Genomic DNA, 24,171 nt, shown 5'->3' on the forward strand with positions numbered 1-24,171 from the left:
TTTAAAATTTTACACTGATACCCAGTGTATACGTTTTCATATAGGGATAATTGGACCCGATACCTGCATCTGGCGTCTCAGGGTCAATACCTGATCCCAGTTTAGAGATGGTGAGCAGGTTAAACCCGCCTACAAAAAATCTCGCACTTTGCATCCTCAGCCTGTTGGCTGTTTTCTCAGAAAGAGAAAAGCCAACCTCAAGAGTTCTCAGTTTCAGAAAATCACCGGAACGAAGCCAGAAATCAGAATTAGCTGTATTGTTGCCATTATCTGTAATGCCAATACGAGGATAACTGGCAGTAGCCGCATTTTCAATCGTCCATGCCTCCTTCGATAACTGATTTAACCCATTAGGCCCTGCGTATACCACAGGCTTAATATCAATCGTGCGCCCGTGCACTCCCTGGAATTGAGCGCTGATATCGAAAAGCTTATAACGGACATTCAGCCCAAAACCATAGTAAACATTGGGAATATCTGTATAATCGGTATTTACAGCATCGCGGCTGTCAATAATATTATCACCGTTTACATCTTTGTATTTGATATCACCCGGCACAACCAAACCCGATAATGTTTGCTTGGGGCTATTATTTATTTCATCCTGGCTTTGAAATAAACCTTGCGACACATAAAAACGTTTGGTCCCGGAAAGTGCTACATTGCCAATGTTATGATCTACAGGCGACTGATACGCTAACGTGCCGGAAGGCAATGATTGACGCAATATTTTATTGGCGGCATAAGTAAAATTCGCATTCAGTAAGAAATGGAAGTCTTTAATATGCTTTTGATAAACAGCTCCCATATCAAAGCCTTTGCTGCTCGCTTGTCCATAGTTAACAGCGCTTACTCCTACACCCAGTATACCTGGCATATTCGCACTGTTAAGTATATCTATACGCTTTTCAGTAAACACATCTGCCGACAACGACAGCTCATTCTTCAATAGCGAAAGATCAGCCCCTATATTCAAACGATCGATCTTCTCCCACGTTGTAAGCGGGTTGCCCGTAGGACTTACCTCATATGCCGTAGTTGTGCTGGAGAAAGAGGAACCAAGAATGGGTCCTGCTCCACGGGTAAACAAAGCCCTGTAAGGAAGACGTACCCAGTTGCCATTGGCATCATAGGTGGGCGCCAGGTTACCGGTACGCCCATATGAACCTCTTAACTTAAGATAGTTGAGCCATTTGGCGCCTTTCAGGAAACCTTCATCCGATATCACCCAGCCTGCAGACACAGCAGGGAAGAAGCCAAAACGACGACCGGGGGCATAGTTTTCAGACCCGGAATAACTACCGGTAAATCCAACAAAATAACGGTCGTTAAAGCCATAATCGGCACGGGCCACAAAAAGCCTGCCCCGGTAATCAATTCTGTCAACAGCTGCGCTCATCGATTGCTGCGCACGAACAGAAGCATTGATCTTGTGTTTTTGCGCAAACACACGATCATAATCAAGACCAAGCCACACTTCATTATTTTTGGTACTGGTGCCAAAACCAGCATAACGGTAAGCCAGAACAGCCGGTGTACGATAAGTTTGGCTAGGTGTTACAGCCTGGTTCACTACCGCATAGTTCATGGTAAAACCATGGCTGTAGTTACCATAACCATCGTAAGAGAAAAAGATGTTGGCAGAAAGTCCTTCCGTAAAAATATCCAGCTTCTGCTTTGCAGCCAGCGACACATTCAGCACATTGGCAATAACATTATAAGTACCGGTAGACTGAATTTGTCCAAGTGGATTATTCTGGTAAACCGAAGTTCCACCATAACTACTGTCCTTGTTAAGAATGGGAAAAGCATTCGGAGGCAGGTTATACAAAGTGTTCAACACGCCTGAAGTACGGTCTCCCATATCATATCTTCGCTCACTCCTTAATCCGGCAAGTAACGACAGGCTTAAAGTCTTCGTAACATCATAATCAAGATTCACCCTGAAATTATAGCGCTTGTAGCTGAAGTTGGCATTGTAATCATCGGTCTTCGTTTCTTTAAATAAACCTTCCTGGTTATAATAGCTTATGGTAGTGTAATACCGCACTCTTTCGCTGCCACCTCCCAATGAAAGATTATAACGTTGCACCGGCGCTGTTTTACCAAGAAACCTTTCGAGGTAGTTGTTATCAGGAAACAGGTAAGGATCTGTATGGTTCTTATAAGCATCCAGGGCGGCCTGGTTATAAGCCGGGCTCTGTCCCACATTGCTTAACCCTTGGTTATACAGGTTCGCAAAATCATAGGAATTAAGCGGCTTGACGTATTTACTTGCCGACTGAAAACCTGCAAGCACATCAAAGGTGATGAAATTCTGATTAGGTTTCCCATGCCTGGTATTGACAAGTATAGCCCCATTACCGGCATTCAAACCATACCAGTTCAAAGCAGCAGCATCTTTAAGCACACTGATACTCTCTATTTCGGTCACATCCATATCACTAAAATCTCTTTCAACACCGTCTACCAATATCACAGGGTCACCACCTTGAGTATAAGACGATTTACCTCTTACCTGGAAACCAACATTCTCAGTACCGGGCTGATGCCCGGTAAGCTGTATCAGCAGCCCGCTGTACCTGCCAGCCAAAAGACTGGTCAGGTTACTTATGGGAAGTTTAGGGAGATCATCAGTTGAAGCGCTGCTTACAGCATAATTCAATTCACGTTTGGTACGTTTACCAAAAGGGATGCCCACATAATCTTCTTCAGTATCCATAACATCCGATTCAGCGAATATCACACTCATCGCAGAAGACTTTCCGGCAACACGCCAGATACTGCGAAACCCGTTCCTGGTAAATACCAGCGTATCGCCCGGGGTGCCTGCAATAGCAAACTCTCCGTTTTTACCTGAACTGGTAGCTACGCCGGTACGCTTTACTGTAACCAATACCGATTGCATGCTATTCCCTTTTGCATTGGTAACCCTGCCACTATAGGTATTGTCGCCGGCAGTCTGAGCTTTGGTTTCCATCGCTGCCAGCGAGAGCAAACCCGAAAGCAGGATGAGATATCTTTTATATTTAGTCATTTTAAACTGAGTTTTGTTAGCCATAATAGTTCTTACCATCCTGGATTCTGTATCAGCGCGCCTGAAGTCTTATTCATTTCATTTTGAGGAATGGGATACAGGTACATGCGGTCCTGGAATACCTTTTGGAAAGAAGATAATTCCACAACAGTATAACTGAATGTACCGTCTGCCTTCTTGATGATCTTCATACCCTTCATCGGTTGGGCAACTATTGCCTCTCCCTCTTTCCAACGGAGTATATCCCACCATCTCATATCTTCAAAAGCAAACTCTACAGCTCTTTCGTTATGGATCCTTGCACGCATCTGGCTTTTTGTAAGCCCCTCAGGCAAGTCAGGCATGCCGGCTCTGCGTCTTATAGCATTAACAGAACCATAAACTTCAGAATTAGGTCCAACTGCTTCATTCAGCGATTCAGCATAATTCAGCAACACTTCAGCATACCTGTAAAAAACAAAGTTCAGTAAGGCCGAAGCTGTGGAACCCGACTTGGCCGTTTCTGGCCAAAGCCGCTTAAGATAATAGCTCGTACGGGTAAAATTGGTAGCACTGCTTGCATCAGTTCCGTAAGTGATGCTTCCCGAACTGCTTGGCTCCGTTTGCCAGGTTTGTACAGCTCTACCCTGCCAGGTCACACCATTATACAGGAGGTTCACATAAAACCTCGGATCCCTGTTCACATAAGGCGCCTGGGGATTATAACCCGAGGTAGCGTCCGTTATGGGTTTGCCATTCTTCATCTCGTATAGATCAACATGGTTTTGTGTAGGAGATAAATTGGATTGCGCACCGCCCATACTCGTTGGAACAAGAAAATCACTGATATAAGTTCCTATATAAGAACGGGGACTCCGCGGCCATATCCGGATATACTCCTTCGAAGTAGCCACCTGCAGCACATTCGCATAATCAGGCTCCAGCGCATATTTATTAAGATCAATAATAGCCTTCGCAGCATCGGCAGCCTTCTGCCACTTCGCAGCATCATTCGATGTATTATGAAGCGGGCTGGCATCAAGCATCAGCACCCTTGTCTTCAACGCCATAACCGCTGCTTTCGTAGCCCTGTTGGCCTGGGCAGCCGGGTTAGGCCAGTCATCATTGGTAGTAGGCAGTATAGCCATAGCCTCATCAAGATCCTTAAGTATCTGGGCTAACGTTTCCTCATAAGTATTACGCGGCAAGTCTTCAGCAGCCTGCGTAAACTCCTGCGGAGCTGTCATCACCAGCACGCCTCCGAAACGTTTGATTAATTCAAAATAGAAATAAGCGCGCAGGTATAATTGCTCTCCTTTGATATACGAAGCATTATACTCCGCAGTCCAGGGCGTTTTATCTATATTGGCAAGCATAATGTTTACATTACGGATCCCCTTGTACATCTGGGTATACACACCAGTAACATCCGATGCCGAATTATCCAGGAAAAGACCCTTATTCATCACAGCCACTTCGGCCTGTGCATTGTTCGCAATAGATTCGTCGGAGAACTGTGATGTCATTCCTTTATAACCACTCAGACGCCCATAATCACTGAGACTAAACGAATAACTGTTATCACCATAGCGGGAAGCCAGCAATGGATTCTGAAAAATCTCATCAAGCGTTGCCTGAACGCCAACATCACGTTGCAGAAAATCTTTTTTGCAGGAGGTGTTATAAGAAACAATAGCAAGAATCGGCAAGAACCTTAGAAACTTCATAGTCAATACTTTTAATTTAAAAGGATAGGTTCAATCCAAAATTGATGATCTTGGTAGTAGGTATCACTGTCATATTGTAGTTGTAAGTACCTCCCACAATATTGTTTTCAGGATCTACTCCATAAAAATTTGTCCACGTAAGCAGGTTTTGACCACTCACAAGTATAGTAAGACCAGTTAACCGTAACCTGTCTATAATACGCTTGGGAAAAGAGTAGGCAAGCTGTATATTCCTGAGCTTTATATAAGAAGCATCCTGTAAGAAAAAGTCATTGACATTTTCATTAGGATTAGGATCCAGACCAGGACGCATGGCAGGCCAGGTAGGATTAACATTAGTCTTTGTCCACCTTCCAAGCATGGGAGCATAATACTGGTTCAAACCACCACCATAGAATATAAGATCAGAACTCACATTGGTAACAGCATTCACCAGGGCCGACAACTGAAAACCTTTATATCCCACCTGCATATTTAATCCGGCATTATATTCAGGTATATTAGGATTCCCTATACGCATACGGTCAAGACTGGTGATCTGTCCGTCACCGTTCAGATCGGCAAATTTGAAATCACCCGGAATAGATTTCACACTCGTGATATTATTAACAGGGCTCTTATCTATTTCAGCCTGGTCCTGGAAAAAACCTAGTACATGATAACCATAATAAGTTCCAATAGGAGCACCTGTTTGCTTCAGGTTAGGCAGGGTTCCCGGAGCTTCATCTATCACCCTTCTTTCATTACGTGCAAAGCTCATGTTAGCAGTAACAGAATAAGACACCTGGTGTTCCCTGTTCTGGTAAGTAACAGATAATTCATAACCACGGTTATAATTCACACCGTAATTGGTATTGGGAACGGTAGCACCATAAGTAGCAAAGCTGGTATTGTTCCGGCTGATAAGTATATCGGAACGTTTGTCATCGAACACATCAGCAGTAACAGCAAGTTTGCCATTGAAGAAAGAAAGATCAAGTCCGATATTTCTTTTAAGGGATACTTCAAAACTTACATAAGGGTTACCATATTGAGTCTGGGTATAAGTGGGTGCATCAAACTTACTGGTAGGAATACCAAATGGCATTGAAGTTCCTGCACCAAACCTGTCCTGGTAATAGAAACGGCCGGTACCAGGACTGGGAATACCTACCCTGCCTATAGAAGCTCTCACCTTCAGCAGGTTTATCCAGTAATATTTACGCATGAACTTTTCGTTGGCAAGATTATAACCAACAGACAGAGAGGGAAAGAAACCATAGCGATAACCTTTGGCATAGTTCTCTGAACCATTATAAGTAGCGCTGCCCGTTAAAAAATAACGTCCGCCATAATTATATGTTGCCTGAGACACCACCCCCTGGTTGGCAAAAGGCCCGGCAGCATCAAGCGCTGCCTGTAATTCACGCTGACCAATTACGTTAGCACTGATATTATGCTCACCAAACGAACGTGCATAGTTGATAAAAAGCTGAACATTGGTTTTCGTATAGCCTGTACGGGTATATTCAGGATTTCCCAGGTAATCGTTATAGCTGGTAGAATAAGGAGAAAGCTGTTTGGTGGTTCTGTCCAGGTTAAAATATCCTATACTTCCCCGCTGTATCTTACCGGTATTGAAGCTGGCGTCATAACCAAACTGAGCCTTTACCGACAATCCCTTTGTAACAAAGTCGAGCTTTTGATTCAGGGTAAAAACACTTTCACCAACATTGTTATCGGTAAAAGCATAACCACCCCAGGTAAGATAAGCATAAGGGTTGGCAGTATTTACCCCTAACAGCGGCATGTTTACAATATGATTATAAGTGTTGTCAAGCGCCTGAACCTGCGGATCATTGGAATTGGTATACTCCGGGAAATAAGGCAGCCCCCACGAAGCAATCTTCAAGGCCCTGCCTATAAGCCCCTCTATACCATTACCAACTACACCGGCAGGATCGTTATATTGACTCATACCGGCAGGACTGTAACGGTGTTCATTACGCCCCGAAAGGTTTGCCTCGAAAGTAGTAGTGTTCGTGAGCTCAAAACTTAAACGGGCTCTGAAATTATAACGCTTGTAACTTGGAGTGGTAGCAAACTTTAGCGGCGTCTCAAACTTCTTGAAATTACCATCCTCAAACTGGTGCCCGAACGAAGTAAAATACTTCACCTTACGGGTACCGCCGGATACAGTCAGGTTCTGCTGGTTCTGTGTCCACCTTTTACGGGTAAGCACCTCATACCAGATGACGTCAGGATATAAAAGAGGATCTCCTGTTTTATCTTTAAACAATTGCAGTTCTTCATTTGTGAAACTACGCGCAGCCCCCACGTTATCCTGCCCTTCAGAATAAAGCATAGCACTCTCATAAGCCGGCAGTATGTCAGGACGGGAAGTAGGGCTCAAAATACCGACGTTATTACTGAAAGTAACTTTAGGCGTCCCTTCTTTTCCTTTCTTGGTTGTAATAACAAATACGCCGTTCGCCCCTTTCAAACCATACAAGGCAGTAGATGCCGCATCTTTCAGAATATTGATGCTTTCAATTTCATTAGGATCTATATCACCAAAGGTGGTCCTCTCCACACCATCAACAATGATAAGAGCATTGGCGTTCGATGAAACCCTGCCACGGATATACAACGCAGCAGTGTTAAAGCCCGGGCGACCCTGCCCCTGTTGCACTACCAGGCCAGGCACATTACCCGCAAGCGCCTGCGTAACATTCGTAACAGGCGCCTTAAGCAACTCCTTGCCCGATACAGTTGTAATGGCGGCAGTAACATCCGCACGCTTCTGCGAAGTATACCCGTTCACTACAACTTCCGTAAGCGAAAACTGCTGCTCCTGCATCACTATATTGATCTGGGTTCTGCCATCTACAGCAACTTCCTGGTCCGCAAATCCTACCGATGAAAAAATAAGAACAGCATTATTATCACGAACTCTGATGGTGTATATGCCCGAAGTATTGGTAGCAACTGCCGTATTCCCGTTTTTGATCTGAACAGATACACCATTCATAGCTTCCCCTTTGGCATCAGTGACCTTACCAGTGATCACAACATCTTTCATGGGTTGCATATATCCCGACAAAGCCGCTCCCTGCAACGACCGCTCTCCGGTAACGATACCGGCTTCTGCCGGTTCATAGGAACGCCGGCCCGCAGGCAAAGGACGAACGATAACGGTATTGTTCTCTATAATGTAAGTAAGCGGCTGATCTTTAAAGCAGGCGTCAAGTACTTCATTAAGCGTAGCGCCACGCATCGAAATATTAACCGGCCTCGCTTTCGACAACTGATCACTATCGTACAAAAAACTGATACCGCTTTTCTTTCGTAACTCCTTGAATACATCTTCGAGTAACGCGCCTTTCATCGAGATGTTGATCTTCTGGGCATATGGAGAAGCCGCCACCTGCAAAAAGATCGTAGTAAGCAATATGATCATTATTTTCATAACCATAGGCTTTTTAGACAGGGCAAAAGACCCCATATGGCATAGCAATGCACTAACTGTTTTAAACATTAGTTGAGGTTATTTAAAAAAATTCTGAAAATAAGAGACAAGCAATTCCTGGCGGCAGTCGTTACCTGCCGGCAAATAGTTCACGGGGATTAAAAATTGAAGTGTATATTAAATTATGGCATAACAATGATTTTTCTTCCTTCCATTTTAAAATGCACAGACCCTGTCAGCTCAAGAGCCCGCAACACAAGAGATACATCATTAAAACGTGATACAGTACCACCAAAGTTTTTATTTCTGAAGTCATCAGCAAATTCTACATCTACATCATACCAGCGCGAAATTCGTTTCATGATAGAATGTATATCCTCATTATTAAAAACAAAGAACCCATTCTTCCAGGCCACCACCTCATCCAGGTCTACACGCTCTACATCAAAATCAGCACTGCTCGCACTTACAATCCCCTGCTCGCCCGGCTTCAGCAATACTTCGCTCTTTTTACTGGTAAGCTTAACAGAACCTTCCAGCAAGGTCGTCTTCACGTGCTTTTCGTCGTTATAGGCATTAATATTGAAATGAGTTCCCAACACATGAACCGTAGTACCCTTTACCTGTACTTTAAAAGGACTCTTGCTGTTACGCGCTACCTCAAAATAAGCTTCACCCGACAGCTCTACCGTTCTCTCCTTTGCCGGAAACGCGGCAGGATATTTCAATACAGAAGCAGCATTGAGCCACACCTTGGTTCCATCGGAAAGTATTACCTGGTATTGACCGCCACGTGGCGTGGTAATACTGTTATAGGCCTGTGCCAAAGCAGCCGTTGTTTTTCCCGCGTCATCCACCATACGGTATACGATCACGCCATCCTTAAGCTTCCTTACCTGAACGCCGTTTAGTACAGTTATATCGCCATTGCCTGCATCATTAAGATCCACAATAGCGCCATTTGCCATAGTAAGATAAGCCTTGTCTCCTCCCGGAGCTATAGGCTGTACACTATCAGTTCTGTTAATAGCAACTGGCTGCCGTCTTAATTCAGGTTGTTTTCCTTTCATCCAAAGAGCTGCCGAAACTGTAACTACTATAACAGCTGCCGCCGCAGACCATATCACACTCCTCCTGATAATAGAACTACGCTTAACAGCCACTTCCTGTCGCTCCGCCCTGATATGTGCGTCCAGCCTCTGTTTAATACTGCCATAGATCTCCTGTTCATTACCAAGGGAACGTTCCCATTCTGCATCAGGAAGCGTTATATCATCCTTAAACGATTCCAGCAGCCCGATTTCTTCAGGCGTGCACTCCCCTTGCTGGTATTTCCTGAACAGAATAAGATATTCTTCTTTGGTAATCATTCGGCTTAATTGATGGTCTCTATAGTCTTAGTATGCTTTTCAGCATCGCACACCCATGAAAAATAAAATATTTTAATCATCACTTAACAAACATTTCTTATTACTTTTAAAGTGCCATTACATTCCAGTCTAACGAAGTTGCCATCATTCATGCCTAATGTATTAAAATCCGATCTAGAACTTTGGCTAGCAGTTCGTAACGATAACGAATTGGCTTTTAATGAGCTCTTTCATCGCTATTGGTCCAGGTTATATAAAGCAGCCCAATACAAGCTCCGCGATAAAGAAACAAGCTCCGAAGTAGTACACGATATCTTCTTAAGCCTCTGGCAAAGACGCCATCAGTTAGAGATCAATAACTTTTCAGGATATCTGCTGATGTGTATCCGTTATCAGGTTTATACACGACTCAAGCCAGCCAAAGCACCCGTATCTTACCAGGCTCAGATGGAAGACAACACCTGTGCGTTAACATGGAACAAGGGTGAAATTAATATTCAGGAACACGAACTCCATGAAAGCCTGCAGGAATGCGTTAGCCAGCTGCCCAAACGCTGCCATGAGATCTTCCACCTTAGCAGAATAGAACACCTCTCCAACCAGGAAATAGCAGAACGCCTGGGCATCTCAAAAAAATCTGTGGAAAATCAGATCACCATGGCGTTGAAACATTTGAGAACTGCATTTGAAGGAGCAGGCATCTCCATTATACTGCTCGACTTCCTTCTCAGAAAATAAATTTACTCTACACTAACTTCCGCCAACGGCAACCAGCCGTCCGCAGTTATCGCTTCCTTAACAGCAAGTAGGATCCCTGCTCTATTGCTATTGGTAGTATCTGCTATAGCAACCGCCCAGCGGTAATCACCCTTAGCTAAAGCATCAGTTATGATAGAGGTAGTATAAGTTGCAGGTGCCCCGTTTAACCATTGCGATACATCTGTATTGTTCTCAACCCAAATGCCACATACGGCACCGCTCTTTTTGTCTGTTAACGCAAAAGCGACCTTGTATTTTTGATTCCACTGTGGCAGGTTCGAAGGACATATCCCGATTCCCAGGTTGCTCCAGCGATGCGTAATGGTAACAGGCCTGCCTTTTATAATCTTCCCGGGTAGCTTAATCTCTTCAGGATACAAACGGTAACCGCCTATGGCAATAAACTTTTTAACAAGCGGCATAGCAGTTTCAAACCACGACGAAGCTTCTTTCATATCCCTCAGGTCCATCATATTGGCATGGGCCGCTGCTGCATCATCAAATTCTCCTTGCCAGGCCTCGCCCCAATTCCTGTACCCCCTTGGATCTTTAAGATAACCATCACCATTATGAAGCCAGCCTCCTTCACAAATCACCGGCCGCCGTGGAAACCAGTCTGCAGCAAGCCGCTTCTCCCACTCCTTATAATAACCCGTCATACCAAATGCATCATGACGCAGTCCAAACCCCTTGGCAAACACGGCCTCAAGCAATGACCTGCTCAATGAATCGGGCGCGCCCCAATCTTTCGGCGTACCTATTAACCGGTGATAATTAATAACCAGGGGTACACGCGTAAAATACTGCTCATAAAGCCCGTTCACCCACTCAAACACTTTTACACGATTGGTATTATCAATATAATTCACAGAATGCGACTCCCCCCATTTACCAAGTCCATACGCATCTATAAAATCAACAAGAGCCGGCTTATTGAATTCAGCAGCAAATGCCTTCAGGAACTGCTCATATTTTATCTGAAAAACACGATCATCAACATAAGGACTCCATACGCCCCGCCTGCCCGAAAAGAATCCCCTGGCGCCGGCTTCCCTTACAAAACCCGGCGTAAAATCCTTTGGCTTATCCCTGCTATCTACCACTATCCGGAAAGCAAGTTTCATCTTCCGCTCAATCGCGCCGGCAATCAGCATCTTGATAATGGCATTGCTTTTCCAGCCGTACACATGCTCCTCCGGCTCCATATCCGACCACGCCACACGCAGATAAAGTACATTGGCAAAGTCCCCGATCCCTTTACCGCCATAAGCAATGGCCAGGGAATCAAATTGCTGCCAGTAATCCGGCTTCGCAAAAGCATTTGCATATATGGCCCATCCCGTAAGAGGGTTACCTAAATTCCGCTCCTTTTCAGGGGTAAGCCTTACAATAGTTTCCTGAGCCATCAAAGACTGAAATCGTAACAAAACAATTACCAGCAACAAAAACCCCTTATTAATACACATACACTTCTTTTTATCGGAAGAAAATAACAGCAGCTCATCTTTTACCAGGAGGAACAATAACAGCAACAGACTGCCTGAATAACAGAGAATGAACTTGCTCAACAATAACTTCTTGCTCAAGGGTCGCAGTAGCGCTTTGAACAATGTTCCGCGAAGAGGTCCCTGCCTTAAAAATATATTTACCCTTATCTGCTATCCACGCATGCCTGCCCGTATTAAACGATGCCAAAGCACGCATATCCAGCTCCAGGTTTATTTCCTGGGCTTCTCCGGGTTGTAATAGTTTGGTTTTGGCAAAAGCCCTCAACTCCTGTACAGGCTTACGAACACCTCCTGCCGGAGCAGTTACATACAATTGCAACACCTCTTTCCCCGCCACTTTGCCTGTATTAGTAACAACCGCCGATACAATTATTTTATCTTTAATAATAGAGGAATTAAGCTTAAGTGGTGATATCCTGAAACTTGTATACGAAAGACCATACCCGAACGCATAGGCAGGATCGACCTTAAACGCATCATGATAACGGTAACCAACATAAATACCTTCCTCGTGTTTTACCTCCGTAGGATAACCCGCAGGCGTCCCCGGAAAGTTGCCGGAAGAAGATACATCAGCATAACGCTGAGGAAATGTGGTAGCCAGCTTACCCGATGGATTAACTTTCCCGCTTAACACATCGGCAATAGCATCACCTCCTTCCTGCCCCGGCTGCCACGCCAGTAAAACAGCATCTGCATATTGTGTCCAGCTTCTGGTATCGGTAACACCACAAAGATTTAGCACAACAACAAGCTTTTTCCCTCTTTTATGAAATGCAGTAGCAGTACGTTTTATCAGCTCAAGCTCCGATGGCCTCAAATAATAATTTGAATCAAGGCTGCGGTCTTTTGTCTCCCCCGAATTACGCCCGATGGTAAGTAAGGCAATATCATTCCCCAAAGCGGCGGCAGCAAGCAACGAATCAGACATTGCCAGCTCTAAAGGACGATTCTTATAATCACTCACATAAGGCCGGTATCGCTCTTCCAATTCCTTATTAAGCACATACCCCGCATTCGTCAATCCTTTAGCCAGCGATACCGTATAAGCCCTGTTAACATCACCGCTTCCCATACCTCCTGCGATGATCGCATAACTGGTATTGCCCAGCAACGCTATGCTTTTATATTTATCCGCAAGCGGTAATACGCCTTTCTTATTTTCCAGCAGCACAGCCCCTTCTGCAGCAGCTTCACGCGATATCCTCGCATGCGCTTTCATATCGGGTGCATTATTGTATTTGTACTGAAGAAATGAAGGCGACTGCACTACAATACGAAGTATCCGCTCAACATTACGGTTAAGCACTTGCTCACTGATAGAATCTTTTTTAACCGCCAGCACGATACGGCTTATCTGTGCAGCACTGCCAGGCATGATCATATCATTACCGGCATTCATCTGGTCAGGCAAATTCACAGCCTTTCCGCCCCAGTCGGTCATAACATACCCTTCAAATTTCCACTCATCACGCAGGATCGTAGTAAGCAGGTCTTTTCTTTCCGAAGTATGTACTCCGTCAAGCAGGTTATATGACGACATTACAGTCCATGGCTTAGCCTTCTTTACAGCAATCTCAAATCCCCTGAGATAGATCTCCCTTAGCGTCCTTTCATCCATAACAGCATTGATATCAGAACGGCTGGTCTCTTGGTTATTGGCCACAAAATGTTTTATGGAAGTACCTATGCCATTCGATTGCAAACCGGTGATGATAGCAGCCGCAATATTGCCCGTTATAACAGGATCCTCTGAGTAATATTCAAAATTGCGCCCGCCCAGCGGATTACGATGAATATTAACCCCCGGCGCCAATATAATATCAGCACCAAACTCCTTCACTTCATTACCAAAAGCCTCCCCTACACGTTGCACCAGTTCCGTATTCCAGGTCGAAGCCAGCGTGGTGCCCGAAGGAAACGCCGTGGCAAAATAAAGATGATCATCGTTCTTCCGCTTCACATTCATGCGAACACCCGCAGGCCCGTCAACCAACACCATGGCAGGAATACCAAGCCTTGGAATAGCATTGGTAACACCAGCCCCTCCCGGTATCCGGAAATCAGAACTGCCTATCATCGTACCATCAGTAAGAACAGAAGGTTTGGCATCACGCCCGCCACCTATCACAATAGCAGCCTTTTCCTCAAGTGTCATAGCAGCCACCACCTCCGCAATAGAATTCTTACCAAGCTGCGGCACCACTGTCTGCCCCATTATCCCATTGCATAACAAAACAGCCACCGCAACAGGCACTATAGATAAAATATTACTTTTCATTTTAAATCAGAATATAACTATAAAAGGATGTTCATCCCTATAGGTATATATTCCAACCTCCCACACCCATTCCACCTGGCCATTTAACGATCCCCAAACAAAATCTGCCCATTCATTCAAAAAAAAAGCCGGAGCAAATACTCCGGCTTACAAAAAATATCGAACCCTTACCTTGCCACATTCACCGCACGTTTCTCACGAATAACGGTTACTTTAATCTGGCCGGGATAGGTCATATCAGTTTGAATCTTCTGGGCAATTTCAAAGCTCAGTTTATCACTGTCGGCATCAGTTACTTTATCAGCCTCTACTATCACACGTAACTCACGGCCCGCTTGTATAGCGTATGCCTTTTCAACACCCTGGTAACCTTGCGCCAGCTGCTCCAGGTCTTTAATACGCTGAAGATATTGCTGCATGATCTCCCTTCTCGCACCAGGCCTTGCACCGCTGATAGCATCACAAGCCTGAACTATCGGAGAAATCACATATTGCATTTCCATTTCATCGTGGTGAGCGCCAATAGCATTTACAACAGCAGGATTTTCACCATATTTCTCAGCCAGCTTGGCACCCAGCAATGCGTGGCTCAGTTCAGTTTCCTCATCAGGCACTTTACCTATATCGTGAAGTAAACCCGCTCTTTTCGCCAGCTTGGGATTCATTCCCAGCTCAGCTGCCATGATACCACATAAATTAGCAACCTCACGGCTGTGCATCAGCAGGTTCTGACCATAAGAAGAACGGAAACGCATTTTACCCACCATACGTACCAGCTCTTTATGTAAACCATGAATACCTAATTCAATAACAGTACGCTCACCAATCTCCATCACCTGCTCTTCCAGCTGCTTGCGCGTTTTCTCTACCACCTCTTCAATACGGGCAGGGTGAATACGGCCATCTGCAACAAGACGCTGCAACGACAAACGCGCAATTTCACGACGCAAAGGATCAAAAGAAGAAAGAATAATAGCCTCAGGGGTATCATCTACAATAAGGTCAACACCCGTTGCAGCTTCTATCGCACGAATGTTACGACCCTCACGGCCAATGATCTGACCCTTGATCTCATCACTCTCAAGATTGAAAACAGTAACCGTATTTTCAATGGTCTGCTCCGCAGCAGTACGTTGAATACTTTGAATAATGATCTTCCGCGCTTCCTTATTCGCCTTTTGCTTCGCGTCCTCCACAATCTCCTGCTGTAATACAAGAGCCTGGGTTTGAGCCTCATGCTTCAACCCTTCTATTAATTGAGTCTTGGCTTCATCAGCAGTAAGACCGGAAACTTTTTCTAAACGGCGGATATGCTCCTCCTGGTGTTTCTCCAGTTCGCTGCGCTTTTGGTTTACAACCTCTATCTGGCGGTTCAGATTTTCCTTGATAGCCTCGTTCTCTTTGATTTGCTTATCTAACGAGTTTTCTTTCTGGGTAATAGAAGTTTCCTTTTGCTTCGCGCGGTTCTCTGAGTCAGCTATTTTTTTATTGCGCTCCAGCACCTCTTTTTCATATTCAGCCTTCAGTTGCACAAAACGTTCCTTCGCTTCCAGTTGTTTTTCCTTCTTAATGGTCTCAGCTCTTATCTCAGCTTCCTTTAAAATAGACTGGGCCTGTGTATTCGCATCGTCTATCTGCTTCTGTGTATTCTTGGCGAAAATGAATTTACCTGCTATTATACCTACTACCGCCGCAACTATGCCTACTATAACAATAGTTATTTGATCCATGCTCGTGAAAAATTATTAATGGGTTCAAAATCTTATATCTCTTTCTCACATCTTACTCTCTTTTATCGTTATATTATAAATGGAATAAGCGTAAGCCGCGAAGATAACTAAAGCAAGTCAAATTCAGGAATTGGAAAATAGTCCAAAAATGGGACTTCTTTTTCCCATAAAGGGATTTTATAACGTTTCAAAAAATAAAAAACTACTGAATATCAACATCTTAAAAAAACCTGGGATTATGGCACCAAACTTGGCATAGTCATATTGTCCGTTTTTAATCCGAAGAAAACTGTGAACAAAAAAGAGCCGGCTGCTGAACCGGCTCTTTTATTTTATCCCCCTTATTACAGGTATCCCTCCCTTACAGCATATTCTATTATCTATTCATATCTTTACACATATGTTACTGCCACATAATTAACCTTTCGGCCCGTTTCTTGCCGGTAGCTAAACCACCGGTAAAACACGAAATCTAAATATCAATATAACAATGAACAACTTAAAACACCTGTTCCTTCTTTCCGTTATCGCCTTATGCGCAGCCTGTAACCGCCCCGATCCCAATAAGTTTTTCGACATCACAGTATTAAATTCCAACATCGTATTCGATTTTGGAACCGAACAGTTCGTCAGAAATGTAAAAGGCGCCGCTACTGAATATCCCGGCTCAACCGAAAAGAAAAAAGGAAACGAAGCCCGGCAGGTGATCCAGGCCAAAGCTGATTATATCAAAAAGACAATAGAAAAAATAGAAGCCCTCACCCCGCCGGATGAAGATGCCGACAAGATCAAAGAAAAAGCATTGAAACTCTATCGTTTCGCATTGCCCGTATATGAAAAGGAATACATGCAGTTAGCCCAAAAATGCGACCAGAAAGCCAGCGATCAGGATATAAACACGTTGGCCGGTGATATCGAAACAAAATACGCCGCCGCCTTCGACCAGCTTCACGGCGATCTCTACGAAACAGGAAAAACCTACGCTAAAAAACACAACATGAATGTCAAGTTCCGTTAAAACAACACACCACCATACACACTAACCATATGAAAAACACCACAACTCTTCACTTTCCCTCCATACCGCGCTCAACCATCGCCTCCATCGCCGCCAGCTTTTCACTAATTTCCTGGTAAGCAATAAGTTCGCTCCCAGCCCTCGACTGCTCAGTAGCAAACCATATCAGCGCCATCGCAATATAATCCTGCATATCCTTTCCCGCAAAGTTCGTCTTGAACTCAAGAATCCGGTCATTGATCAGCTTAATGATCTTACGCACCAACTCCTCGTCCTTAGGTTCAATCTTCAAACGGTAACTGCGGTCACCAATCACAATATTTACCGGTATCAGGTCTTCAAGCATGTTAATACAATTAATAGATCACCACGATCAGGCGTTAAGCAGCGCCAGGCATTTATCAATCTCCTTCAAATATTGGTCAACCCGTTGCTCCAGGGCCTTCCGCTCTTCGGCAGTCTGCGTTTTCGCATTCACCTGCAAAACGTCAACCTGTTGCTCCAACTGGTTGAGCCTGAAGTTTTTGTTCTCCAGTGCCGCCTGATGTAATGCCAGGTCCCTTTTTAACTGCATATTTTCTTTCTGCAGCGCCTGGTATGACTTCAGCAGCAACTGGAGTTTTTCCTGTAAATTTTGTATTTGCGTATCCAGGTTCAGCATCACATGGTATTATTTCCTGATTTCAGCCTGCAGCTCCTGTTCAAAAGCATGGATCAGTTTATTCATCATACCATCCGTTTCCTTATCGGTGAGCGTTTTTTCTTCATCCAGGAAAGTAAAATTGATGGCCATTGATTTCTTGTCTGCACCAAGTTTATCGCTTTCGAATATATCGAACAGTCTTACCTGCTGCAACTTCGATAATTTGGTTTTACGTATCAGCGTCTCAACAGCATCATACGTCGTGTTCTTTTTCACAACAATCGCAAGATCACGCTGCACAGCCGGAAATTTCGATATTTCACGGTAAGTGATCTTTTTCGCCTGCCCCTGCTGCACCAGCTGGGCAATATTGAGATCTATAAAATAAACATCCTGTTTCAGATCAAAACGCTGCAATAAACTTTTGCTTACCACGGTCAGCCTTCCTAAAACAGTCTTGCCCTGTTGCAATTCCAGCTCCAGCGGATGATGCTCCTGCTCCCTTTTCACCCACTGCACACCTTTCACACCCGCTAATTCAGGCAATGCCTCGGCAATACCCTTGGCAAGAAAAAAATCAGCAGCATGGGCTTTCTCCTGCCAGCTTTGCTCATTCCGCAAACCAGTGATATAAAGACAAAGATGCTCTTCTTCATGATAATGACCCGGACCACTGGTAGAATAGGTCTTGCCAAACTCAAAGAACCGGAGATTCTGATTCCTGCGGTTGATATTATAAGCAAGCGCCTCCAAACCGGTTTCAAGCATGGAAGGACGCATGACATCAAGCTCGGCGCTTAGGTTATTGATCATCCTAACCGCCGTCTCCAGCGTTGCTTCCGAAAAATAAGCGCTGTTGGTAATAGAGTTGGTCATAATCTCATTAAACCCTTTGCCCACAAGGTAGCCCGCAATCTTCTCCTTCAGCCCTTCCTTGAAGCTTAACGTCTCAACTGAAGGAGCTATTGTGATGGAAGTAGGTATTTCAATATTATCAAGCCCGTCAATACGCACAATCTCTTCTACCACATCAGCAGGCAGCGAAATATCAGGTTTACTGTAAGGAACAGCCACCCAAAGCTCATCCATACCCTCTTTGATAATTTCAAAACCAAGACTGGTAAGAATGCGTTTCACCGCATCAGGATGATAGTTTTTACCGCTTAGCTTCTTCAGGTAATGATATTTCAGCGCCACCTCAGCCTTAGGTTTAGGAGCCGGGTAACAATCAATAACATCCGAAACAATAGAACCGCCCGCCACTTCTCTTATCAGCAGAGCAGCACGTTTCAACACCTGCACACAGCTCGAAATATCCACCCCTTTCTCAAAACGGGTAGCCGCATCGGTACGCAAGCCGTGACGAAACGAAGTTTTACGGATTCGCTGCGGGTTAAACCACGCGCTCTCCAGGAATATATTGGTAGTGCCCGCCGTTACGCCGCTATGCAAACCCCCAAATACACCCGCAATACACATAGGCCCTTCCGCATCGGCAATGACCAGGTCATCCGGGTGCAGCTTCCTTTCTTTCTCATCAAGCGTAACAAAAGGAGTACCCTCAGGCATATTCTTGATAATAACCTTGCCCCCCCTTATCTTATCCAGGTCAAAAGCATGTAACGGCTGACCGGTTCCATGCAGTATATAGTTGGTAATATCAACAATATTATTAATAGGACGAAGCCCTATCGACAACAGCTTATCCTTCAGCCATTCAGGAGATTCCTGCACAGTAACACCCTTGATGGTAACACCGGCATAACGCTGACAAGCCTCTTCATTCTCAACAGTCACCTGAACCGGAACCTCCGTAGCATCAGGCTTGAAGCTAACATTCAGAGGATTGATAGCCCGCAGCTCCTTCTTGAAATGATGGGTGAGATAAGCGCACACATCCTTTGCAACACCAAAATGACTCATCGCATCCATCCTGTTCGGAGTAAGCCCAATCTCATACACCCAGTCTGAATAAGGTTTGAAATAAGCTGCCGCCGAAGTTCCCGGCACCGCACTATCAGGCAGTACGAGAATACCAGCATGACTTTGCCCCATGCCAATTTCATCTTCAGCGCATATCATACCAAAACTTTCTACGCCGCGTATTTTAGCCAGCTTCATAGTCATAGGCTCACCACTGCTGGGATAAATGGTAGCGCCAACAGTGGCTACTACAACCTTCTGACCCGCAGCTACATTGGGAGCGCCACATACTATTTGCAATGGCTCGGCGCCACCGGTATTCACTTTTGTCACCTTCAGCTTATCAGCACCAGGGTGTTTTTCACACGCCAGCACCTCACCAATCACCAAACCCTGCAACCCGCCTTTAATACGCTCGTATTTCTCAAGGCTCTCCACTTCCAGCCCTATACTCGTTAATATTTTAGACAACTTATCCTGGTCCAGGTTTGCTTCACTGGAAGGCAGGTAAGAGCTAAGCCAATTATAAGATATTGTCATTATTGTTGCTTTGAACAGACTGCAAATATAAGCCCGGGCGCCGTTAACAACTAAAACAACCTTGTTTGTTCCCCCGGACGACGGAACAAAGTGCCGTCAAGCTCCCATCGCTCATCATCCAGATGATACAATTTTCTATACGTTTTATACTGTTGACGCACCAGGTCAGCTATAGGCCCCTCACCCCGCATCCGAAGCCCAAAACGACTGTCATTCACCTGGCCGCCATGCCCCGACTCAATAAGATGCCATACCTTATCTGCCCTGTCAGGAAAATTCTTGAAAAGCCAGTCATGAAATAATAATTTAATAGCACCATTGAGCCTGATAAAGGTATAAGCGCTGAAACGCGCGCCCGACTCACTCGCCGACTTCATGATAGCCTGCATCTCATGCTCGTTAAGCCCCGGTATCATAGGCCCCAGCATTACGCCGGTATGCACTCCCGCCGCACTAAGCTCGCTGATCACTCTCAAACGCTGCGCCCCCGTAGCCGTACGAGGCTCCATCACCCGCCGTAGATCCTCATTGAAAGAGGTCACCGAAATCAGCACACTCACCAGCCGCTTCCGAGCCATCTCCTGCAACAGATCCTTATCCCGCAGTATACCGGCGTTCTTAGTGATGATCCCCACCGGCTGATTAAATTGAAGACACACCTCCAGCAACTGCCGCGTAAGACGAAACTTACGCTCCGCAGGCTGGTAACAATCCGTATTGCCACTCAGCGAAATAGGCAGCGGCTCCCACTTGGGATGCATCAGGAACTTCCGCAGCAACGCCGGCGCATTCTTCTTCACAATGATCTTTTGCTCAAAATCAAGCCCCGCACTATACCCGTAATACTCGAACGAATTCCGCGCATAACAATAAATACAACCATGCTCACAACCCTGGTAAGGATTCATACTGTAATACATCCCCACATCAGGGCTGTCCACCTTGTTGACAAGACTTTTAGCCTGCTCCTCGAGAAAAACAGTGGCAGGATTATCTTCCGTCCAGTCGTCAATCCCCTCTACAAATTCCCTGACTCGCTCATGCGAAAGAAAACGGTTGGGCGTATTTATCTGGGCGCCCCTCCCCGAATGGTATTGTTCATTATTCCCCGGCACAGGTCTCGGCCGGGCATTAGGATGCTGCTCTTTAGTATTCATAGCGCCGTTATTATGGAAAGCTCTCCTTCCCGTTAAATGGTGTTTTTCTGATAAAATGACGCGCTCTTTCAAATGAAATATGTTCGCATTGCTTACCGCCAGTCGTACAGTATGCTGCATAACATGCCCCCTCCGAACGAAATACCATTACGAAGAAGTACCCTTTCAAATGAAATACGCTTTTGAATGAATGCTTTGGGGAAGACTGTATGTCAGGAAAAAATGTTTTTCAGGAGATAGGTAGCTTTTTAGAAACAGCTCAAAGAAATAATGCCCCCTGCGTAGCCGCAGTAGATTTGTTCAGAAGCGGAAAACTTGCCACCTGCTGGTACGATCGCATACCCGGCGCCCTCTTCAGCAGCAGCAAATGCTCCGCAATAAATAGACCCGAAAAAGATAGATGCTGGTATTCCTTCCACGCCTGCTCATATTGCTGCGGCTGTAGCCTGCGCGCTACGGTAAGATGCGGCTCGGTAATAAAATGAGGCTTTTCACTGCCCTTCACCAGCCTTTGAACCAATTTCAGTTCCCGTACCATATACCTGATAGCCTGCTTTCCAATAATATTGATATAAATAGTATGCGAAGGAAAACTGCCGAAATCGTTAAGTTCGATCTTCATCGGCGGGCATGCACTAGCAATAGCACCAATATGACGCGTGATCTTCTCCTCCGCCATAAGTACCTGCTTAAATCGCAGTAAAGTAATATGAGGCTTGCCAAATGCTGCTGCAGCAGCATTATACTTTTCAGCAAATTCATTCTTACACGCCATGATCTTATCATACAGGTCAGCATGCGGCTGAATTACCAGGAGATATTCGGCTTCAGGATAACCGGCTACCGGGCTATTTGTTGTCATACAGGTTCATTTATTGGTCACACAGGTCATTCAGCCATTCAGGCCGCATATTGATCGCTTACAGAAGACCTCAGCCCAAAAGCCTGTATCTTCCTGCAGGTGCCATCCGCACTCTTGCGTATAAGCGCCAGCTGCTGCACCTCAAACGACGCATGAAAACTTCGCCTGGCATAATCGGGCGTCGCCTTCTCAAATACAGCCGGAGGCAACTTCGAAGCAAGCGGTATAAACGCTTTACTATAGCGTAATAAAGGTGGACATTGGTTATCCTTCAAAAAATCACATACTGGCTGAAGTCCCGCCGCAAGCTTTAAAAAAGGCTCCTGGTCCTGCACACGCAAATACAACGCCTGTGGCGGTATAGCACCATAGTTATTCAGCGTTACCGTAAAACCAGGCTGCTGCGCAATCATCCGCCTTAGCCAGCGGATCAGGATATCCTCCATAGCTTCCTTCGCCGTAAAACTGGCTACAGCTATATCAGGAGGCATACTGTCCGCAACCCCCTGACGGTAAAGCCCGTTAAAAAAATAGCGCTCCTCCATCACCTGCGTACGAACACTCGCATCAGGCTGTACCACCAGCAGATACTCAAATGTCTCAGCCGATGGCACATTAAACATTCCGGTTGTTAAGCATCCTGTTTCCATAAACTTTCATTTCAGGGAATAAATTTAAGGACAAATACTAAATAAATTAGTATTTTTGGAAAAGAATTTAGCACCTGGAGAAAAACACCACCGCACAGCGTTGAAAGGTAATGATAGTAGACAGGGGCGTTGCAACCTATGAATGCTGGCGGCAGCAATGCCGCCAGCACAACGCTGTTACCCCGCATCCGTATAAACAGGAATGGATATATAAAAGGTGCTGCCCATATGCTCTACCGACGAAGCCCATATCTGCCCGCCCTGCAGCTTCATAAATTCTTTGCACAAATGTAAACCCAAACCACTCCCCTTCTCATTGCCCGTCCCATAACTTGAATCAATGCTCAAAGTAAACAAGTGCTTCAGCCGCGCAGCATTGATCCCTACTCCTTTGTCACGTATCATAAGCACATAACGCCCCCGCGTGATCCGGTTCGTGATCCAGATCTCACCACCCACAGGAGAAAACTTGATAGCATTTTGCACAATGTTCCTGATCACAAGCTCCATCATGTCAACATCAGCTTTCACAGCCGGCTCCGCAACCAGCTCCACATGTATCCTGATCTGCTTCCCCGTAAGAAACCGCTGCTGTATTTGCAGCACATTATTGATACAAGACCTCAGGTCAACCTTCGTTAACCGCGCCCGCGCACCCTGCATTTGTGTCGACGACCACGCCACCAGGTTCGTGAACATATCAAGCGTTGCCTTATTGATATTCAGTAACTCCTTCTGCAATTCCTTCCTGTCAGCTTCATCATGCTGAAATTCGTTGATCAGCTGACCAAGACTTACCGCAGCCGCCAATGGACTCTTCAGATCATGCGAGATCACGGAAAACAATTTTATTTTTTCAAGATGTGCCTGGTCCGCAACTCCCTTTTCCCTTAGGTAATTATTACGCAGGTAAATAGTGATCCAGTACATACCTACAAGTATCACCAGGTAACTCGTGAGCAGGTCTACAAAACGGTCCTGATCTTTCACATAGGTATAAGGCACCAGTTCCGGACGATAATATTCAACAAACATCAAAGCAAGCGGCACCATGAAATGGGCAAGGAACAACAGAAAATGCCAGCGCTTGGGAGAAAAAGCAATAAGCAATTGAAATGTTAAAAAAAACAACGACAGCGTCGGCCCATAACTGCCGGCATTAAAAAAGAAATTAAGAATAAGTACCCCGTAACTAACAATAGTATAAATCGCAACCCCAAGCAGGTAACGCTTCTTGAAACGCGAAAGATAATAGAACGTAAACTGCGCAATGATAAGCACAATGATCATCAGGGTAACATTCATCAAACCTATTAGCATATTAATAGGCAGCAATACCAGCAATATGATCAAAGTAATGATAGCAATGGAATTAAAAGCAATAAGCTCAGCTGTGAATTCAGGAGAATCACCCACTAACCAGGTCCAGGTATTTTTAATCTTCTGTTTCAAACGCAGGGGGTTATAAGTACGCCACTATGCAAATTAAGTAAATAAGCACGCAATTTGATAATTCCCTTAAATAGTATCTTAGCGTTA

Annotated in this window: 16 protein-coding genes; 2 read left to right on the forward strand and 14 right to left on the reverse strand. The window is 45.1% G+C overall.

Annotation, left to right across the window (positions count from 1 at the left end; translation table 11 throughout):
- Window position 1: 1 nt before the first annotated feature.
- The 4 genes from ESB13_RS14975 to ESB13_RS14990 all read right to left on the reverse strand — a co-directional run bounded on the left by ESB13_RS14975 (window position 2) and on the right by ESB13_RS14990 (window position 9,561).
- The gene (locus tag ESB13_RS14975; RefSeq protein WP_164974225.1) at window positions 2-3,037 is read right to left on the reverse strand and encodes a SusC/RagA family TonB-linked outer membrane protein; all 3,036 of its coding nucleotides are present in this window, start codon (window positions 3,035-3,037) and stop codon (window positions 2-4) included.
- A 32-nt stretch (window positions 3,038-3,069) separates the two neighbouring features.
- Window positions 3,070-4,743, reverse strand: coding sequence for a RagB/SusD family nutrient uptake outer membrane protein (locus ESB13_RS14980; protein WP_129004448.1), 1,674 nt, complete (start codon window positions 4,741-4,743; stop codon window positions 3,070-3,072).
- A gap of 16 nt (window positions 4,744-4,759) precedes the next feature.
- Window positions 4,760-8,191: a TonB-dependent receptor gene (locus ESB13_RS14985; protein WP_164974226.1), complete on the reverse strand. Its 3,432-nt coding sequence runs from the start codon at window positions 8,189-8,191 to the stop codon at window positions 4,760-4,762.
- Between the two features lie 182 nt (window positions 8,192-8,373).
- On the reverse strand, window positions 8,374-9,561 hold the full coding sequence (locus ESB13_RS14990) for a FecR family protein (RefSeq protein WP_129004450.1): 1,188 nt from the start codon (window positions 9,559-9,561) through the stop codon (window positions 8,374-8,376).
- A gap of 150 nt (window positions 9,562-9,711) precedes the next feature.
- Between ESB13_RS14990 and ESB13_RS14995 the strand changes: the two genes are divergently transcribed.
- On the forward strand, window positions 9,712-10,299 hold the full coding sequence (locus ESB13_RS14995; RefSeq protein ID WP_129004451.1) for an RNA polymerase sigma factor: 588 nt from the start codon (window positions 9,712-9,714) through the stop codon (window positions 10,297-10,299).
- Between the two features lie 2 nt (window positions 10,300-10,301).
- Here the strand turns inward: ESB13_RS14995 and ESB13_RS15000 are convergent, their stop codons facing one another.
- The 3 genes from ESB13_RS15000 to rny all read right to left on the reverse strand — a co-directional run bounded on the left by ESB13_RS15000 (window position 10,302) and on the right by rny (window position 15,839).
- Window positions 10,302-11,906: a DUF4832 domain-containing protein gene (locus ESB13_RS15000; RefSeq protein WP_129004452.1), complete on the reverse strand. Its 1,605-nt coding sequence runs from the start codon at window positions 11,904-11,906 to the stop codon at window positions 10,302-10,304.
- Window positions 11,821-14,109, reverse strand: a complete 2,289-nt coding sequence (locus ESB13_RS15005) for a glycoside hydrolase family 3 N-terminal domain-containing protein (protein ID WP_129004453.1) — start codon at window positions 14,107-14,109, stop codon at window positions 11,821-11,823. The genes ESB13_RS15000 and ESB13_RS15005 overlap by 86 nt, the downstream gene beginning before the upstream one ends.
- 167 nt (window positions 14,110-14,276) lie before the next feature.
- Window positions 14,277-15,839, reverse strand: coding sequence for a ribonuclease Y (gene rny, locus ESB13_RS15010; protein WP_129004454.1), 1,563 nt, complete (start codon window positions 15,837-15,839; stop codon window positions 14,277-14,279).
- Window positions 15,840-16,329: 490 nt separating this feature from the next.
- Here rny and ESB13_RS15015 point away from each other — a divergent pair, with 490 nt between their 5' ends.
- A complete protein-coding gene (locus tag ESB13_RS15015; RefSeq protein WP_129004455.1) occupies window positions 16,330-16,857 on the forward strand; it encodes a hypothetical protein in 528 nt (175 codons plus the stop codon).
- A 49-nt stretch (window positions 16,858-16,906) separates the two neighbouring features.
- Here the strand turns inward: ESB13_RS15015 and ESB13_RS15020 are convergent, their stop codons facing one another.
- From ESB13_RS15020 to ESB13_RS15050, 7 genes are all read right to left on the reverse strand, one after another.
- Window positions 16,907-17,203 (reverse strand): cell division protein ZapA, encoded by a 297-nt coding sequence (locus ESB13_RS15020; protein WP_129004456.1) that lies wholly within the window; start codon window positions 17,201-17,203, stop codon window positions 16,907-16,909.
- 27 nt (window positions 17,204-17,230) lie between these two features.
- Window positions 17,231-17,521, reverse strand: a complete 291-nt coding sequence (locus tag ESB13_RS15025) for a hypothetical protein (protein ID WP_129004457.1) — start codon at window positions 17,519-17,521, stop codon at window positions 17,231-17,233.
- Between the two features lie 6 nt (window positions 17,522-17,527).
- Window positions 17,528-19,963, reverse strand: a complete 2,436-nt coding sequence (gene pheT, locus ESB13_RS15030) for a phenylalanine--tRNA ligase subunit beta (RefSeq protein ID WP_129004458.1) — start codon at window positions 19,961-19,963, stop codon at window positions 17,528-17,530.
- 50 nt (window positions 19,964-20,013) lie between these two features.
- Window positions 20,014-21,120 carry a PA0069 family radical SAM protein gene (locus tag ESB13_RS15035; protein WP_129004459.1) on the reverse strand — a complete coding sequence of 369 codons (1,107 nt, stop codon included), beginning with the start codon at window positions 21,118-21,120 and terminating at the stop codon, window positions 20,014-20,016.
- 259 nt (window positions 21,121-21,379) lie between these two features.
- On the reverse strand, window positions 21,380-21,982 hold the full coding sequence (locus ESB13_RS15040) for a 2'-5' RNA ligase family protein (protein WP_246022562.1): 603 nt from the start codon (window positions 21,980-21,982) through the stop codon (window positions 21,380-21,382).
- A 38-nt stretch (window positions 21,983-22,020) separates the two neighbouring features.
- Window positions 22,021-22,632 carry a 2'-5' RNA ligase family protein gene (locus ESB13_RS15045; RefSeq protein ID WP_129004460.1) on the reverse strand — a complete coding sequence of 204 codons (612 nt, stop codon included), beginning with the start codon at window positions 22,630-22,632 and terminating at the stop codon, window positions 22,021-22,023.
- Between the two features lie 177 nt (window positions 22,633-22,809).
- Window positions 22,810-24,084, reverse strand: a complete 1,275-nt coding sequence (locus ESB13_RS15050; protein WP_129004461.1) for a sensor histidine kinase — start codon at window positions 24,082-24,084, stop codon at window positions 22,810-22,812.
- Between the last annotated feature and the right edge of the window lie 87 nt (window positions 24,085-24,171).

Source organism: Filimonas effusa, from assembly GCF_004118675.1.
Classification (GTDB): Bacteria; Bacteroidota; Bacteroidia; order Chitinophagales; family Chitinophagaceae; genus Filimonas; species Filimonas effusa.

Coding starts and splice junctions, on each gene's coding strand:
- ESB13_RS15020 (WP_129004456.1), bottom strand. CDS start 17,203: ATGCTTGAAGACCTGATACCGGTAAATATTGTGATTGGTGACCGCAGT.
- ESB13_RS14985 (WP_164974226.1), bottom strand. CDS start 8,191: ATGAAAATAATGATCATATTGCTTACTACGATCTTTTTGCAGGTGGCG.
- ESB13_RS15005 (WP_129004453.1), bottom strand. CDS start 14,109: ATGAAAAGTAATATTTTATCTATAGTGCCTGTTGCGGTGGCTGTTTTG.
- pheT (WP_129004458.1), bottom strand. CDS start 19,963: ATGACAATATCTTATAATTGGCTTAGCTCTTACCTGCCTTCCAGTGAA.
- ESB13_RS14975 (WP_164974225.1), bottom strand. CDS start 3,037: ATGACTAAATATAAAAGATATCTCATCCTGCTTTCGGGTTTGCTCTCG.
- ESB13_RS15040 (WP_246022562.1), bottom strand. CDS start 21,982: ATGACAACAAATAGCCCGGTAGCCGGTTATCCTGAAGCCGAATATCTC.
- ESB13_RS15045 (WP_129004460.1), bottom strand. CDS start 22,632: ATGGAAACAGGATGCTTAACAACCGGAATGTTTAATGTGCCATCGGCT.
- rny (WP_129004454.1), bottom strand. CDS start 15,839: ATGGATCAAATAACTATTGTTATAGTAGGCATAGTTGCGGCGGTAGTA.
- ESB13_RS14980 (WP_129004448.1), bottom strand. CDS start 4,743: ATGAAGTTTCTAAGGTTCTTGCCGATTCTTGCTATTGTTTCTTATAAC.
- ESB13_RS15035 (WP_129004459.1), bottom strand. CDS start 21,120: ATGAATACTAAAGAGCAGCATCCTAATGCCCGGCCGAGACCTGTGCCG.
- ESB13_RS14990 (WP_129004450.1), bottom strand. CDS start 9,561: ATGATTACCAAAGAAGAATATCTTATTCTGTTCAGGAAATACCAGCAA.
- ESB13_RS15015 (WP_129004455.1), top strand. CDS start 16,330: ATGAACAACTTAAAACACCTGTTCCTTCTTTCCGTTATCGCCTTATGC.
- ESB13_RS14995 (WP_129004451.1), top strand. CDS start 9,712: ATGCCTAATGTATTAAAATCCGATCTAGAACTTTGGCTAGCAGTTCGT.